This window comes from Sporosarcina sp. P34 (assembly GCF_002743375.1).
Lineage (GTDB): Bacteria > Bacillota > Bacilli > Bacillales_A > Planococcaceae > Sporosarcina.
On record NZ_PDZC01000001.1, the window covers coordinates 406,746 to 423,175 of the forward strand.

At 41.3% G+C, this 16,430-nt stretch carries 13 protein-coding genes and 1 other RNA gene; 10 read left to right on the forward strand and 4 right to left on the reverse strand.

Annotated elements, in window-relative coordinates; translation table 11 throughout:
- Positions 1-15 precede the first annotated feature (15 nt).
- Entirely contained in the window at positions 16-627 is a 612-nt protein-coding gene (gene recU / locus CSV63_RS02050) for a Holliday junction resolvase RecU (protein ID WP_099694317.1), read from the reverse strand.
- Between the two features lie 198 nt (positions 628-825).
- Between recU and CSV63_RS02055 the strand changes: the two genes are divergently transcribed.
- The 4 genes from CSV63_RS02055 (at position 826) to CSV63_RS02070 (ending at position 6,484) form a co-directional block, all read left to right on the forward strand.
- Complete coding sequence (locus CSV63_RS02055) at positions 826-1,203, forward strand: YppE family protein (RefSeq protein WP_099694318.1); 378 nt, start codon at positions 826-828, stop codon at positions 1,201-1,203.
- On the forward strand, positions 1,196-3,460 hold the full coding sequence (locus CSV63_RS02060; protein WP_099694319.1) for a DEAD/DEAH box helicase: 2,265 nt from the start codon (positions 1,196-1,198) through the stop codon (positions 3,458-3,460). The genes CSV63_RS02055 and CSV63_RS02060 overlap by 8 nt, the downstream gene beginning before the upstream one ends.
- 172 nt (positions 3,461-3,632) lie before the next feature.
- Positions 3,633-5,828 (forward strand): 5'-nucleotidase C-terminal domain-containing protein, encoded by a 2,196-nt coding sequence (locus CSV63_RS02065; RefSeq protein WP_099694320.1) that lies wholly within the window; start codon positions 3,633-3,635, stop codon positions 5,826-5,828.
- Positions 5,829-6,124: 296 nt separating this feature from the next.
- Positions 6,125-6,484: a DUF488 domain-containing protein gene (locus CSV63_RS02070; protein WP_483315654.1), complete on the forward strand. Its 360-nt coding sequence runs from the start codon at positions 6,125-6,127 to the stop codon at positions 6,482-6,484.
- A 111-nt stretch (positions 6,485-6,595) separates the two neighbouring features.
- Here CSV63_RS02070 and CSV63_RS02075 read toward each other — a convergent pair whose 3' ends face one another.
- Positions 6,596-7,042: a DUF4385 domain-containing protein gene (locus CSV63_RS02075; protein ID WP_099694322.1), complete on the reverse strand. Its 447-nt coding sequence runs from the start codon at positions 7,040-7,042 to the stop codon at positions 6,596-6,598.
- Between the two features lie 126 nt (positions 7,043-7,168).
- Between CSV63_RS02075 and CSV63_RS02080 the strand changes: the two genes are divergently transcribed.
- The 3 genes from CSV63_RS02080 (at position 7,169) to gpsB (ending at position 9,323) form a co-directional block, all read left to right on the forward strand.
- Positions 7,169-7,390: a transcriptional regulator gene (locus tag CSV63_RS02080; protein WP_099694323.1), complete on the forward strand. Its 222-nt coding sequence runs from the start codon at positions 7,169-7,171 to the stop codon at positions 7,388-7,390.
- A gap of 281 nt (positions 7,391-7,671) precedes the next feature.
- Positions 7,672-8,946 carry a ribonuclease H-like domain-containing protein gene (locus CSV63_RS02085; RefSeq protein WP_099694324.1) on the forward strand — a complete coding sequence of 425 codons (1,275 nt, stop codon included), beginning with the start codon at positions 7,672-7,674 and terminating at the stop codon, positions 8,944-8,946.
- A 77-nt stretch (positions 8,947-9,023) separates the two neighbouring features.
- Entirely contained in the window at positions 9,024-9,323 is a 300-nt protein-coding gene (gpsB, locus tag CSV63_RS02090) for a cell division regulator GpsB (RefSeq protein ID WP_099631597.1), read from the forward strand.
- A 57-nt stretch (positions 9,324-9,380) separates the two neighbouring features.
- Here gpsB and CSV63_RS02095 read toward each other — a convergent pair whose 3' ends face one another.
- Positions 9,381-10,055, reverse strand: coding sequence for a DNA-3-methyladenine glycosylase family protein (locus CSV63_RS02095; RefSeq protein WP_158233887.1), 675 nt, complete (start codon positions 10,053-10,055; stop codon positions 9,381-9,383).
- Positions 10,056-10,093: 38 nt separating this feature from the next.
- Positions 10,094-12,358 carry an ATP-binding cassette domain-containing protein gene (locus CSV63_RS02100; RefSeq protein WP_099694326.1) on the reverse strand — a complete coding sequence of 755 codons (2,265 nt, stop codon included), beginning with the start codon at positions 12,356-12,358 and terminating at the stop codon, positions 10,094-10,096.
- A gap of 412 nt (positions 12,359-12,770) precedes the next feature.
- Here CSV63_RS02100 and rnpB point away from each other — a divergent pair.
- The 3 genes from rnpB to CSV63_RS02115 all read left to right on the forward strand — a co-directional run bounded on the left by rnpB (position 12,771) and on the right by CSV63_RS02115 (position 16,379).
- Positions 12,771-13,146, forward strand: an RNA gene (gene rnpB / locus CSV63_RS02105) — RNase P RNA component class B.
- A gap of 141 nt (positions 13,147-13,287) precedes the next feature.
- Positions 13,288-14,415: a THUMP domain-containing class I SAM-dependent RNA methyltransferase gene (locus tag CSV63_RS02110; RefSeq protein WP_099694327.1), complete on the forward strand. Its 1,128-nt coding sequence runs from the start codon at positions 13,288-13,290 to the stop codon at positions 14,413-14,415.
- A 62-nt stretch (positions 14,416-14,477) separates the two neighbouring features.
- Positions 14,478-16,379 (forward strand): ATP-dependent DNA helicase, encoded by a 1,902-nt coding sequence (locus tag CSV63_RS02115; protein WP_099694328.1) that lies wholly within the window; start codon positions 14,478-14,480, stop codon positions 16,377-16,379.
- Positions 16,380-16,430: the final 51 nt, after the last annotated feature.

A 16,430-nucleotide genomic window follows, 5' to 3' on the forward strand; every position in this document is an offset into this window, starting at 1 on the left:
TGCCTTTCGCTTTCATTAATCTTTCTTGCGCTCGATCCAATCCGCCACGGCTTGTATGTAATCAAGCCGCGGATGAAAACCGGTGTTGATTTCGATAGATCGTTCCTCTATTTCAGATAATGTAATAGATTTTCTTCCGCCATCTTCCATGCGTTGCCACAAAGGATAAAATTCCTCGAATGGTAATAAGAAATATCGATCCAACAATGTAAAATTGACAATAAAAAAAGCGAGTCCGGATTGGTCGATTACTTGCTTCATATGCTGCACTTGATGTAAATGAATGTTTTGCAGTGGCAAAGAAGTTTTATTTTTCGTTTCCTTTGCTTCAAAATCCACATACAATCCATTCCAAACACCATTATAGTCAGTTGTCGAAGGAGTACGGAAATACGCTTCTGTTATCACTGCAGCACTTCTTGCAGGATAGCGGACATTGACGATTTGTATGGGGACCGGCTTTTTATGGATGACGGCTAGACCATGCGCCAGATAGTATTCATTTGTGTCGTTCAGTTCGTCTTCTAATGATTTACCCCGATTACTGAAAGAGTAGTCATAGGTTTTCTTTTTCGCAGAAGATGCAGTAGGATTGAACTTTTTTCCGTTTGGATAACGTATCGCCAATGTGACCACCTCGTACTCTACATCATATCATACCGACTATTAGACGAGTTACCAAAAAGAAAGTTTCCATCGAATTGAAAGTAGTCGAATTGGTGACAGCTTGGAATGTTTGTTCGTAGAAAGTGGAGCTGTAGTGGAATATCTGATAAAATGAAAGAAAGTATGTTTTATATTGGATCTTAAAGGAGTTATATATAAATGAGCAAGATGGAAGACACGAAGTTATTGCTAACTATTTGTGACGAATGCGAACAGCGGTTTTATCATATGAGAGAAACAGATCGTGAACCAGATTTTTTTGTAGAAGTGAAGCCGTATGCTGATAGTAGCCACCAGGCAATTGCACGGTGGGCCGAAGAGATGAAAGTGTGGATACAGAAAGAAAAGCCGCGCTATGTACATGAAGTGCAAGTGGATTCATTGAAAGACTCGATGACTCAATTCGTTGTACAGTCTTTCTATAAAGCGACTGGAAAAAAGCGTTTTATTCTTTCTATCCGTGCAGCACGCTATACATTGCAAACGGTTTTGGACGCAATGAACGCGGAGCGAGGAGAGGACCAGATGAATGAATAAACAAAGTATACCGGAAACAATTAAGGAGCTATTCGCTGACTCACGCTTTGGACCGAATATTGCGTACATCGAAACGCTAAAAGAGCAAGAGGCCATCTTAGCGGAGTTTCCTCCTACGTTGCACTCGTCGATTCGTAAAGCGTTAGCAACGAAAGGGATCACACAGTTATACAGTCACCAGCGCCAAGCATTTGACAAAGTGCGTGAAGGACACTCGATTACCGCCATTACTCCGACTGCCTCGGGGAAATCACTATGCTATCATTTGCCGGTATTGCAGTCGATTTTGGATGATCCATCTTCACGGGCATTGTATTTATTCCCAACTAAAGCATTGGCTCAAGATCAGCTAGCAGATTTGCATGAGTTGATTGAAGCAAGTGGCGAAACGATTTTAAGTCACACCTATGACGGAGATACAGCACCTGGCTTGCGAACCAAAGTTAGAAAATCGGGACATATTATTTTGACGAACCCGGATATGCTTCACTCAGCCATATTGCCTCACCATACAAAATGGATATCATTGTTCGAGAACTTGAAATATATCGTGGTAGATGAACTTCATACGTATAAAGGTGTATTCGGTAGCCATGTGGCGCATGTATTAAGAAGATTACAGCGCATTTGCCGATTTTATGGCAGTGATCCAATTTTTATTTGTACATCCGCAACGATTTCAAATGCCAAAGAATTGGCAGATAATCTGACGAATAAAGATATGGCGCTGATCGATCAAAACGGGGCACCACGCGGCAAAAAACATTTCGTTTTTTATAACCCGCCAATTGTCCACGATGTCTTTGGCATACGGAGAAGTGCAGTGCTTGAAGTCCGTGATCTCGGCGCATTTCTTTATCAAAAACATATTCAGACAATCATTTTTGCGCGAAGTCGAGTACGCGTAGAAATGCTCGTGACGTATATGAAAGAACTAACAAAGAAAAAGTTATTCGATAAGACGGTAATGGGTTATCGTGGCGGTTATTTGCCTTCAGAACGTAGAACGATCGAAAGTGGTTTGAAAAATGGTGATATTCGCACCGTAGTCAGTACAAATGCCTTGGAACTCGGTATTGATATCGGCCAATTACAAGCATGTATTATGACAGGTTACCCGGGAAATATTGCCAGTGCGTTGCAACAAGCGGGTCGTGCGGGAAGACGTCAAGAAGATGCGCTAATTATTTATGTTGCGCAATCGATGCCGCTCGATCAATATATTATTCAACATCCGCAATACTTACTTGGACGGCAGCCGGAAGAAATCCATATTCATCCGGACAATATGCTGATACTGATGGATCATTTAAAATGTGCTTCATTTGAACTGCCATTTAGCTCTACGGAGACGTATGGTGAATTTGAAGTACAGGAATTATTAGCGTTTTTGCAAAGTGAAGGCGTCTTGTTACAAACATCGGATAAATGGCATTGGATGACCGATCGTTTTCCCGCTGGAGAAATCAGTTTGCGTTCCGCATCACAAGAAAACGTCATCATCATTGACCAGTCGTTTCCAAAAGAGACTCGAGTCATTGGAGAAATGGACCGGTTCAGTGCCATGACGTTATTGCATGAAGAAGCGATTTATTTACATCAAGGAACGCAGTATCAAGTAGAGAAACTGGATTGGGAAGAAAAGAAAGCTTACGTTACAGTCGTCGATGTCGATTATTTCACCGATGCAAATCTAGCGGTAGAATTAAAAGTCATCAGTGAAGACAAGCGGATGAACGACGGGGAGCGTATACTAGCGTACGGGGACTTAGCAGTACTCGCCATTCCAACAATTTTTAAGAAGATTAAATTTGATACACATGACAATATTGGTTCAGGTCCGATCTCGTTGCCTGCAGAAGAAATGCATACGTCAGGTACGTGGTTAACGTTTGATGTTCCCGAAGACTGGGAGAAATCCGACTTAACCGACGCGATGACAGCTGCAGCATATGTGATTCAATCGTTGGTACCGCTATTCATCAAATGTGATCGAAATGATATTCATGTCGTACCACAAGTGAAGGCGATTCACATGGAGCAACCAACCTTCTTTATTTACGACAGTTATCCAGGTGGAATTGGTTTAAGTGAAAATATTTATAGTCGTTGGAAAGAATTGTTGATGCTTGCAGCGGATCATGTGGCAGAGTGCCGTTGTGAATACGGCTGTCCCGTTTGTATTGGAGCGCAAGAAGCAGGACAAAAGAATAACAAACACCGTGCACATAGCTTGCTAGCAGAGTTGGCGAAGTGAGTAGAAAGAGAGTTGAAGCGAATAGCTTTGACTCTCTTTTTTTATAGACAAAAAGCAAGATAGATCCATTTAAAAACCCAAAAAAACATCGCCCCTCTATCTAAACGGCAGTGTATTCTGATAATATGGATATGTATAACTGTCAGACTACTAAAACGAGGAGGGGAAACAGATGAATAAAAGAAAAGTTCATAGGTTTGGTGCTACATTTGCTGTGGCTAGCGCTATTGTATTGGCGGGAGGCTCTGTCAGTGCAGCAGAGCCATGGTATACCGACGTATCAAAGGACAACACTCATTATGAAGCGATTAAAGCGTTGACGGAACAACATATCATTCGTGGCTATTCCGAAAATCAGTTCAAGCCTGGGAATTCCATTGAGCGTCGTCACGCGGCATTAATTTTGGCAAAGTTAGGGGACTTTGAAGAACCAACTAATGTGGCGGAAGCGTTAAAAAAGTTTAAAGATATTTCAGCAAAGAGTTTCTATGCGAAAGAAATGGCAACTTTAGCGAACGCCAATGTATTTAAAGGGGACTCAAACGGGAATTTTAATCCGACAGCAGCCCTTACACGTCAACAAATGGCGAATGTACTAGTGAATGCATTGGATCTTGAGAAATACGATACAGGTAAGAAAGTGGCCATCAACTTATCGAATGTAGGAGAGTCACATAGAAGAGGCGTGCAAATCCTTGCGAATCTTGGTTTAACGGATCAACTGAGTAATTTCAGACCGAATGAGCCCGTCACGCGAGGCGCGTTCTCCTCATTCATTCACCGTGCAAACCAGCTACAATCAAGCGACTTCACCTTATCATTGATGCATATGAATGACACACATGCACGTGTTGCAGAAATGCCGAAAGCCATTACCGCTATTAAAGAAGTGCGAACTGAAAAGCCAGATGCTTTACTTCTCCATGGAGGAGATGTTTTCTCGGGCACATTATATTTCTCAGAGTTTGAAGGACAAGCCGACCTAGAACTAATGAATTTAATGGGTCTGGATGCAATGGTTTTTGGTAATCATGAATTTGATTTGGGCGACAGTAAGAATGGCCACAAGTCACTGGCAAGTTTTGTGAAAGGTGCTAATTTCCCTGTAATCGGTGCAAACATAGATTTCTCCAAAGATCCTGAATTGAAAAAACTAGTAAGCAAAACAGAATTTACTAGCACGCCGGCATTGGGAGAAATTCATAAAGGCTTGATCAAGGAAGTGAATGGTGAAAAGGTTGGAATCTTCGGTTTGACTACAGAAAGTACAGCGTTTGTCGCGAGTCCAGGGGCAGTAGAGTTTTTGGATTATAAAGAGTCAGCTGAAAAAGCCGTGGCCTACTTTGAGAGTCAAGGCGTCAATAAAATTATTTCGCTAAATCATCTTGGGTTTGATAGTGATCCATCTGTAGGTAATGATTTGCTTCTAGCCCAAGCGGTGGAAGGCATCGATATTATTGTAGGTGGGCATTCACATACGAAATTGTCGGAACCAGTGATTGTTGATAAAAAAGCCAATGGAGAACGCAAAGATCCTACAGTCATAGTTCAAGCAGATCAATACTTGACGCATCTTGGAACACTGGACGTAGAATTTGATGATAAAGGTGTCATTACAGGACATGCTGGTGAATTAATTAACTTAAAAGACAAAGCGAATGATGCAGAAGCAGCGGAAGCACTTCTTAAGTATTCTGGAAAAATCGATGAAACGTTTGGTAAAGAAATCGGAGCGACATTAGAAGTGGATTTGCCAAACCCGAGAAGTCGCGAAGGTGAGAATTCGACAGATAGCGTCCGTGCGAATGAAACAGCACTCGGTAATTTAATAACGGACGGAATGCTAGAAAAAGCAAAAGAATACGATCCGAAAACGGTAATTGCTCTACAAAACGGTGGAGGAATCCGCAACCAATTGATTAAAGGGCAAGTCACGGTCGGAGCAGTAATTGAAGTACTACCATTCGGTAATACATTATCTCTCGTTACGCTTACGGGTGAAGAAATAAAAAATACGCTTGAGCATAGTGTGCGAAATGCACCTAACGAAGAGGGCGGTTTCTTGCATATGTCAGGCATGAAAATGACATTCGATAGCAGTAAAGAAGCTGGCAATCGAGTTCAGAGCATGCAAGTACAAATGAATGACCAGTTCGTTGATGTAGAGATGGATAAAGAGTATGTGATCACGACAAATGCCTTTACAGCAAGAGGCGGAGATGGCTTTAAAGTGCTTGGTGAAGCATACGAAAATGGCCGTGTGACCGATCTAGGTTTGGATGACTGGGTGAACTTGCGAGATCACATGATTAAGCTTGGAACAGTTAAACCTGAAATTGAAGGTCGAATTATTGATTTAAATAAGTGATCTAGACAAATGTAAAAGAGTTGGAGCTTAAAAGCTTCGACTCTTTTTTAAATAGACGCATTTTTTTACATAATGCTTCTATACAGTAAGTGAGGAGATGAAAGGATTTCTCCTTCAATCGATTTCATCTAATAGTAATACTTTGTATTGTACTTTAAATAACTTAAGAATAAAGATATTGTCGAGATGAATCTCAACATTGTATTTTTTGTATACTTCTAAAAGCATGTTCATTCATGGAAGTGGGTAGAAGAATAAAGAAAACGGATTAGGAGGAGATCGACATAGTCGTTCAGATAAAGCGAATTTATGATGATGCGGAGAAAGCAGATGGATTGCGTGTGCTAGTGGATCGAGTGTGGCCACGTGGGGTGAGCAAGCAAGTTGCGCAAGTGAATGAATGGTTGAAAGAGATAGGGCCGAGCACAGAACTCCGCCAATGGTTTAATCATGAACCCGGTAAGTTTGATGATTTTAAAAAGAAGTACAAAGAAGAATTGAAGAATAATAAAGCACAGCAGGAAGAGTTAGAGAAGCTGAAAAACTGGACGAAAGAATATAAGAAGAATATAACGTTAATATTTGGTGCGAAGGATGAAAAGAATAATCAAGCTGTAGTATTAAAAGAAATCTTGGATCGTCAGCACGTGGAATAGTTGAATACAAAAGCGCAGTTCAATAGTATGCACACTTGAACTGCGATGATTCATACATCGGTTGAACTTTCACTAATATGAAAGGAATACTATGCATTCCTATCATGTAGATTACCCATATACTTTCTGATGTGCTTTTTTTCGCTTAATATAATCTTCATCTTCTCGAATAACGTCCCATCGCTCTTTGAAAATTTGTGCAGACTTTGCTTTGACTGGGTCCATATCGCGCTCTTTTACCGTTCCATCTTCATTATACTTCCGTCCACTTTTATGATTTGCATAACGACGTGCACGTGTATATCCCATTTGAATGAATTTGCGTGCCATATCCATTCCAACGAAGTCATCATGCTTTCGATATTCTTCAAAGAGCTCGCAAATCTTATCGGCAGACTCTTTTGCAATTTCAGGTGTCTTAAAGCGCCAATGAGGTAAAATTTCACTTTTGTAAGGCTCGACTAATAACACGCCTTGTTCACCTCGTCCTACTCTATATAATTCAGGCTGTTTGCGTAAATCTAATGTACTGTAATCTACATCATAATCAAATGGCATGTACTCACATCCTTTTACCTTTACTGTACCCCTGAAAGAACGGTTAGAAACGTGGGAAACATTCATGTGAATTACTTTACAACAGAACGTACATTCTTTATAATGGAACAAAGGGAGGGAACGAATGTGCGGTATTCATTAGAAAAGGCATTAAGATACGGTGATATTCTTGAAGTAATGTATGAAGCTAAAGATGGCTCCATTAGCAAACGAAAAATACGTGTACTGAATATACACGGCAAAACGTTTACTGCCTACTGTTTCCTGCGGAACTCCAAAAGAACTTTCCTGATCGATCATGTATTGGCAGTCGCTCCTGTAAGAGTGAGAGAAAAGGTTACAATTTGATCGAATTCAATATAGATGGAACTCAAGTGATCTATCCGATTTTCTAGGATATATCGCTTTTTTGTTCTCAAGAAAACAATGTAATGGAACGTCAGAAAATCAAATAACATATAAATCTACACATATCATGTATAATTTAGAGCATTACAATCATTTCTGAGGTGAAGTTATGATAGGCCAGTATGTAACTAAAGTAAAATTTACTCAGTACTATAAAACAGGAGTTCAACATATAGTGGATAGCCAACAAATACAGGAACAGATAGATGAGTTGAAACGTCATGTCATATGAGCAAAAACTGATGGCGATGAAATCACTTTTGAAGAAGACCGCTGTTGTTCAAGAAGTGGAAGAGACATTTAACGCGCCGCCAGCACCAAGCTATGAAAAACGCTGGCTGACGACAGGTATGAAGAAAATCGAAAATGAATTCGGTGTCGTCTATACTCGAGTTATTCATTATCCACTCGATACGATGCACGGTGATTTTCGTTTAGGTGATGTCAAGCAGAAGTTGATGAAATGGTCTAAAGCTGAATACATGCACCCATTATCTCCAAGTGCCGGTAAGCTCCTATTTTTTGATACAGAGACAACAGGTTTAAAGGGCGCTGGAGCTGTCATTTTTTTAATTGGACTACTAGAATTAAAATCTAATGAATTCGTTATGACGCAGTACGTGTTGCCGAACCCAGATCATGAGGCGGCATTTCTTTATGCATCGGAATTATGGAGAGAAGATCTGACACTCGTCACATATAACGGCAAGAGCTTTGATTTCCCTCAACTACAAACACGTTGGTCATTGCATCGAAAGTTGTTGCCGCCACTGCCTGTCCCACATCAAATCGATTTGTTGCATGGATCACGCCGAATTTGGAAAGGGCAGATGGAGTCTTTCAAGTTGACCGAAGTGGAGCGAACACAGCTAGGCTTTCATCGCAAAGACGATATACCAGGCCATATGGCGCCTATAATTTATCAAGATGCAGTGAAAAACGGTCGTGCAGAAATTTTAATGAAAGTCATGTGGCATAATGAATGGGATATCCTATCGCTTGTGACACTCTTTAGTCTTTCTACCGATATCGTCATGGAAGAAGATAGTCAGCAAAATGCTCAAATCGCAACGAATATCGCCAAATGGTTCCAAGATCTTGGTTTGACAGATCATAGTTTTACAGAACTTCAGCGAATTGCGGAAGTATACGGGACGAGTTATCCTATGACGCATTATCATCTAGGCTTTTTACTCAAGCGTCATAAAGAATTCGATCGAGCGATTCAGTCATTCGAAATCGTTGCAACGCACGGTACTGGCAGAGAACAGGTACTTGCTTATGAGGAATTGGCAAAATTATATGAGCACCAAGTAAAGGATTATTCGCTCGCATATGAGCACATACTAAGTGCGGATAAACTATTACAGCAATCCAATGAATTTACACCGCGTTTTAGCAATCGGATGAAGAAATCATTAGCAAAACGGGAAATGCGAGTAAATAGAAAATTATTTCCTGGGCAAGCGCAAGAAGCGACGCATGAAGAACAATAGTCTTTTTCAGTAAGACAAGGAATGACAACATATGCTATAATGACCTTATGGAATCACAGACGGAAGGACGTTTTGTCATGGAATTAAAGCTAGATACGAAAACGATTTTGGAAAAAGAATTTAAGCAAGCCATTCGAGGCTATAAGCAAGAAGAAGTAGACTGGTTTTTGGATGATGTCATTCAAGACTATGAAACTTTTAAAAAAGAAATTGCACGTCTACAAGAAGAGAACACTAGATTGAAGTCGGAAGTCAACTCTTCTCAAAGACGCTCTGCCACACCAGCTCCCCAAACGACGAATATTGATATCATTCAGCGGATCGCGAATCTTGAAAGAGAAGTATTTGGCGATAAACTGGTTCAGCCTGAAGAGTAAAACTCTCCATATGAAATAGAAGAACCGCCACGGTAAAATGTGGCGGTTCTTTTTGGTTTAGTGAAGTTCATTTCTCGATTTGATTAATTCTTCTATTGAATCAAAATCCTGAACAAAGCCGAGATGAATGGCTTCCCATAGATAGTGGGACGCCATCGAACGCTCGGGTGCAAAAAGTAACGATTTCTCCATAAGTAGTTGACGCCGCTCCGATTTTTCAACGCCATACAGCCACTGTGCAGAACGTTGGATTCCTACATCATCGATTGCGAGCACGTCTTGTCGGCCGAGTGATAAAATTAAAAACATTTCAGCTGTCCATTTACCGATGCCTTTAACTTGGGTTAATTGCTTGAGAATCGCGTCATCATTATATGCTTCAATATTCTTGAGATCCAGTTCATGATTCACGATCTTGTCCACAAGATCTTTTACATATTCCGCTTTTCTCCTAGTCAGGCCAACTTCCCGCAAATCTTCTGTAGAAGCAACGAGCAACCCGTCAACCGTTATATGACCCCCAAGCAAATCGAGCAAGCGTGCGTAGATGGCACTTGCAGCACTGACTGAGATTTGCTGACCGATGATGGAACGTACGATGGAAGACAAATAATCGGATCGTAACGGAACTTCGATATCCCCAATGAGTGAAATCAACTGTTTAAGTGTAGAATCTTTAGCGCAAAGTGACTGAACTGCTGGATCTTGTGTACGAATATGAAGTGTTTCCAAGTCGCTCACCTCTTATTTTAAAGTTAGAAAGAAAAGTTTCAGACACTTTCCCTCATCCATTTCGCTGTTAGCGTGTCTGCAGACAACATTTCTTGTGGTGTTCCTTCAAAAAGTATGGTGCCGCCACGTTTGCCACCGCCTGGACCTAGCTCGATTATCCAATCACTCGCTGCAATAAAGTCTAAATTATGTTCGATGATCATCACCGAGTTTCCTTTGTGAACGAGTTTTTGGAACAACTCAAGTAGCTTGTCGTTATCGCTCATATGCAGTCCTAATGAAGGTTCGTCTAACAAATAGATTTTCCCTTCGTTTTGTAAGTGACTCGCCAGTTTAAGTCGCTGAATTTCCCCACCGCTTAATGAACTCGTCGTTTGGCCTAACGTGAGATAATTTAAACCGACTTCATCCAGCATTTCCATTCTTTTTACGATCTTCGGCATAACAAAATATTCCTTACATTCGTCTACTGTCAACGCCAAGATTTCTGCGATGTTTTTTCCACGGTATACAAAAGAGAGAGCCTCATCCGAATAACGTAATCCACCACACGATTCGCATACAACCGTTACGGGATCTGCAAAAGCCACATCTGGAGTAGTGACTCCTTTCCCATCACATATTGGGCAAGCCCCCAACGAATTAAAGCTGAATAAGCCGGCCGGCTGACCTGTTTCTTTCGCAAAGATCTGTCGAATGTCATCCATAATTCCCATATAGGTAGCCAATGTGGAACGGCTAGAAATTCCGATGCGGCCTTGGCTCACTTTAATGATATCGGGATATTTTGCCGCGAACGCTTCAAATAGTAGGGAACTCTTACCGGAACCTGAAACGCCGCAGACGGAGACGAGAACGTTTTTAGGGATATCAATCGACACATCCTGTAGATTGTTAGTATTAGCCCTAGTAACAGAAAAATAATCGCTTGATTGACGTGGTTGCTGATTAATTTCCAATTTGTGATCGAGTTTCGTTAATGCAGAAGTAACTTTTAATCCGTCAGGCTCTCCCTGATAGATAATTTCTCCACCTGCAGCACCTGCACCCGGTCCCATTTCCACAATTTCATCCGCTACTTTTATAACGGATAGATCGTGTTCAATGACGATAACAGTATTATGATTAGCTTTCAGACTCTTTAGCATTTGAATGAGCATATCTACTTCTTCAGGATGAAGACCCGCACTTGGCTCATCGAATATATACGTAATATTGTTTAAGCTGCTACCTAAATGTCGAGCTATTTTCACTCGTTGCGCTTCACCGCCAGAAAGTGTTCCCATTTTTCTTGAAAGGCTTAAATAGCCGAGTCCCAAATCTATCAATTGCTGTACATTTGGGATCGCCTGTTGCGCAATGGACTCACCTAAGGGATCATGTATATTTTTCAGTTCTAGCAGAAGCTCTGTCAGTTCCAACTTATCGTATTCCGCAATATTACACCCGTTAATTTTACACTTCAATACTTCGGGATTTAACCCTGAACCATCACAAGTAGGGCATAGTGTATGGGTGGATACTGCCAGTACATCCTCTTGCGAAGTTTGTTTAAGTTTCGTTATATCACGATTAATATATAGACGTACAAACCTAGGTAACAAACCATCCCACTCATGATCATGTGGGCCATCTTTCGTATGGAATGGCGCAAACACTCTTTCACCTTCAGGAGGTCCATAGATCAATAAATTATACTGATCTTTTGGGTAATCTTTAATTGGCAGATCAGGATCGAATAATCCGCCTGTCATCATCCATCTCCCTTGCCAACCAGAAGGAGACAGAGGCTTGAATTTTACTGCATATTCTCGTAGTGATTGGTCCAGATCGATCAGTTTATGTAAATCAGGGTACACAACTTCGCCGAATCCATTACAGTCTGGACATTTGCCAAATGAACTTTGGCTCGAGAAATCGGTAGCAGAACCGATCGCGGGTGTACCGATGCGGGAGAACAGTAGACGGATCAATGGATGAATATCCATGTATGTCCCTACAGTGGAGCGTGTATTTCCACCAATAGGTTTTTGTTCCACCACAATGACAGGACTTAAATGATGCATTAAATCTGCACGTGGCCTTTCATAACGAGGCATTTGGTTTCGGACGTATAGCGGGTAATTCAACGTCATCTGTCGTCTACTTTCCGCGGCAATTGTGTCAAATACAACGGAGCTCTTTCCTGATCCTGATAAGCCGGTAAATACCGTAATTTTTTCTTTTGGCAAGTTTATATCTATATTTTTCAAATTATTTTCCCGAAGTCCTCGTAAAACCATCTCATCTCTGACTTCCTTCATAAGCATAGTCCTCCTTCAAACCTTACATACTAGTCTTGCTAGATGATTTCCCTGTTTTGAGGAAGTTACACCATACAATCATTTTTTGTGTCGTTGTTAGTTGGAAAAAATAAATAATTACTGGATGCAAACTTGTCAGCGCTCATTCTTTTTTGAAATGATCATACCTCATCCAAATCCGCTCATAGCCCTGCCGTCCTCGCTCTATGCCAGTTGGAATCCGCTCAAAGTCACGTCGTTCCCGCTCTATCCCAGTCGGAAAGCGCTCATAGCCCCACCGTCCCCGCTCAAAACCCAAAAGATCTGCACTAATGCACTCATCACATCACGCAAACTATTTAATCTACTTCATTCCAAACGAATTCATTGTATAACGAATGAATTTGGTGTATACTCAGGAGTGCCATAGAGAGTATTCAGGTAATCGCTGCAACTTCGGTTGTAGAGGAAAGTCCATGCTCACACGGATCTGAGATGACCGTAGTGTTCGTGCTCGGTGAAAAAATAAGCCGGGGCAATGCATTTGCATTGATGGCGGGAATAACTCCTAAGTCTTCGGATATGGACTAGATTCTCTGAAAGTGCCACAGTGACGTAGTCGGCATGGAAACATGTCGAGTGGAACGGGTAAACCCCACGAGTGAGAAACCCAAATTATGGTAGGGGCGTTCTTCCGAAAGAATTCAATGGAGGAAGGAACAGACAGTTGTCTGTAGATAGATGATTACCACTTCACGTACGAGGCGCGAGCCGTTTGAGTACCGAAGAACAAAACATGGCTTACAGAATACTCTATGGCATTTATCTTACAATTAGCTCTCCTACAGTTTTGGGAGAGTTTTTCTTTTTATAGAAGCGAACAAATACATATACCTTTCAACTGACAGAAAGGACATATTGACCAGAAGCAAAGAATGGAGTGTTGTAACATGAGTGAATACAAACTAGTAGCAACTGCTGCGATGGGTCTTGAATCCATTGTCGCATCTGAAATCAAAGATCTTGGCTATGCATGCCAAACAGAAAACGGAAAAGTTTATTTTACGGGTGACGAAGAAGCCATTGCGAGAACGAATATGTGGTTACGTGTAGGTGATCGTGTACGCATCATTGTGGGCGAATTCAAAGCTTTTACATTTGATGAGTTATTCGAACGGACGAAAGCTTTGCCGTGGGAGGAGTTTTTGCCGGTAGATGCGGCGTTCCCTGTTTCAGGTAAATCGGTCAAATCAAAATTATTCAGTGTTCCTGACTGTCAGGCGATTGTGAAAAAAGCGATTGTCGAACGATTGAATAGTGCGTATAAACGAAGTGGATTCCTAAGTGAATCAGGACCACTATTTAAATTAGAAGTTTCTATATTGAAAGATCACGTAACATTGACAATAGACTCAAGTGGCCAGGGCTTGCATAAACGTGGCTATCGTATGGCTCAAGGGGATGCACCATTAAAAGAAACGATGGCAGCTGCACTCGTTAAACTTTCTAAGTGGAGCCCGAATCGTCCATTCGTTGATCCATTCTGTGGTTCTGGTACGATTGCTATCGAAGCGGCTATGATTGGACAAAATTTGGCGCCGGGTTATAACCGTTCGTTCTTAAGTGAAGAATGGCCTTGGATGAAAGCGGATGTGTGGGATCGTATCCGAGAAGAAGTGGAAGACGTGGCGAAATATGATTTGGAGCTTGACATACGTGGGTTTGATGTCGATCACAATATGATCGCTGTTGCACAGCGTAACGCTATGGAAGCAGGATTTACAGATTTGATTTCATTCGAACAGCGAGATGTGCGTGATTTGAGGCTCGAAGGTGAAAATGGAGTCTTGATCGCTAATCCGCCATATGGTGAACGACTTGGTGAAGTGGAAGAAGCAGAAGATATTGCGCAAGTACTTGGTGAGATTATGAAACAGTATCCGTCATGGTCAGTATATATTTTATCTTCACTGGAAAACTATGAAACGATGTATGGCAAACGTGCAACAAAAAAACGTAAACTATTTAACGGCTTTATCCGTACTGATTTATATCAGTTCTGGGGACAGCGTTCATAATTAGACGGGCAGGAAGAGGAGTAGATCCCTCTTCCTTTCGCTTGCATTCAGGAGGAGTCAGTATGAATACAAAAATTCCATTTGAGTTGGATAAAGGGCAAACGTTTTATGAATCTCTCAACGATTGGCTCGGAGATACGTTATATGATGATTTAACAGAAAAAGGTTTCGAATGTCGCGATGAGCAAATTTATATGGCATTTCAAATAGAAAAAGCACTGAAAGAAAAAAGCGTCTTGCTTGCGGAAGCGGGAGTGGGTACGGGGAAAACGATTGCGTACTTATTACCGGCTATCGCGTATGCACGTTATACAGGAAAGCCAGCGGTGATTTCCTGTGCAGATGAAACATTGATCGATCAATTGATCAAAGAAGAAGGCGATATTCAGAAGTTGAGTACCGCACTCAATATGACAGTAGATGTTCGTTTGGCGAAAGCGCGTAATCAGTATATTTGTCTGAAACGTCTGGAAGATACTAGCATGAAGACGAACGAAGATTTTGTCGATTTAGTGGAAGATCAGTTGCCAGAATTCGTGCATGCAGAGCGCTCATTACAGTCGGTATATCCGTATGGCGAACGTTCAGATTATCCATATTTGGCTGATGAAGAATGGGAAATGATTAATTACCACCCGATTATGCAATGTGCGGCTTGTGATATTCGCAATCGTTGTGGCCAAACAATTCATCGTAATCATTATCGGGAAGCTGCAGACTTAATCATTTGCTCGCATGACTTCTATATGGAGCATTTGTGGACAAAAGAATCACGTGCTAGACAAGGGCAACTGCCTTTATTACCGGAAGTTTCGATGGTCGTCTTTGATGAAGGACATTTGCTGGAGTATTCCGCTCAGCGTGCATTGACATATGAAGTGCAAGAGCAAACGATTATCAACTTGCTTGAACGGATTATGGTGGATGGCATCCGAGAGAAAACCTTGCAGTTGATGGAACATTTGCTCGAGACGCATGAATTATTTTTCAAACAGCTAAAAAGTAATGCCATTCAAAATGACAATGAGCGCCTGACAATTGATAAGAACGAAGAAATGATGAAGTTAGCGAAAACAGCGGTTGCATTGTCTCATGAACTTCTGGAAGAATTTGTTTTTGAAGGTGAGTTATATGTAATCCCTGAATACGACTTGAAAATTGTCGAAGAGTATTTGGAACAGTACATTTATTCAATGGAGCTATTTGCCGGTGACAACGATGCAGTAGATTGGCTTGAAAATCGTCGTGAAGAAAGCACATTGCTAATTATGCCAAGACTTGTAACGTCTATCTTGAAAGAGAAATTATTTACGGGGACGATGCCGATTATCTTCTCTTCGGCTACTTTATCAGTTGAGAAATCATTTGATTACTTAGCGTACAGTTTAGGAATTGTAGATTATCAATCATTTTCTATCGCATCACCATTCGACTATGAAAATGTCATGAAAATTCATTTGGAACAAGGGAATACCAATGAAAACATCACACGTCTCTCCGAACTGCTTGAGGAAGAGGAACAGACATTGGTATTGTTCGGTTCCAAGCAATCCATGATGGAAGCCTACGACCAATTACCCCTTGAACAAAGCGTTATGGTGACGTATGAAGGGGAGCGTTCACTGTCATCATTGGTAAAAGATTTCCAGCAACGTAAAGTGAATGTCTTCTTCTCCTATCATTTGTGGGAAGGTCTGGATTTACCGAATGAAGCGTTGACTCGTGTCATCATTTTTGACTTGCCGTTCCCACCGCATGATCCGCTATTCCAAGCGAGAAGGGAATTTGCGGAAGATCCGTTTGACGAAGTAGATCTACCATTTATGTTATTGCGTTTACGACAGGGAATTGGCCGATTGATTCGAACGAGCGATGATTACGGTTCGATTCATTTATTTGTAAAGCCAGAGAATCTAGAATTACTGCCGGTTATTGAACGTGTGTTGCCTGTACCATTTTCGTAAACAGTAAAGAAGAAAGCGTGCTGACGTCGGAATTTCGACAGCTGCACGCCT